The following is a 409-nucleotide window of genomic DNA, read 5'->3' on the forward strand; positions in this document are numbered from 1 at the left end:
TTTTCCAATTCTTCATAAGAATCCTGTCTGCTGAACCGTGTGAGTATATCACCAATTTTATCTTGTAGGGCGCGTCGCGGCCTCACGGAACCGAGATAATTGCTCACTAAGATCGAGAATACCAGCGTTTCCCCATCCGCTGTTACGGTATAGCCAGCAAGCGTCGTAATCCCCCTCAACGTTCCGGTTTTGGCGCGTAAAACCCCTTCTGCTGACATACCCCGCATCCGCCGTGTCAGTGTTCCATCCACCCCGCCAACCGGCAGCGACGCCAGATATTCTGGCATCACCGCAAAATTGCGGAACATATAGACCAGCAAATCCGTCAGAAGAGAAGCGGTTACTAAATTATAGCGAGATACCCCCGAACCATCGGCAAAGGTATAATATCCCCTATCCACTCCAATTT

1 protein-coding gene is annotated in these 409 nt (G+C 50.1%); it reads right to left on the reverse strand.

Annotation, left to right across the window (positions count from 1 at the left end):
• Positions 1 to 409, reverse strand: a 409-nt coding sequence (locus tag J4G02_19950; GenBank protein MCE2396802.1) for a D-alanyl-D-alanine carboxypeptidase, incomplete at both ends; no start/stop codon positions are given.

The organism is Candidatus Poribacteria bacterium (assembly GCA_021295755.1).
Lineage (GTDB): Bacteria > Poribacteria > WGA-4E > WGA-4E > PCPOR2b > PCPOR2b.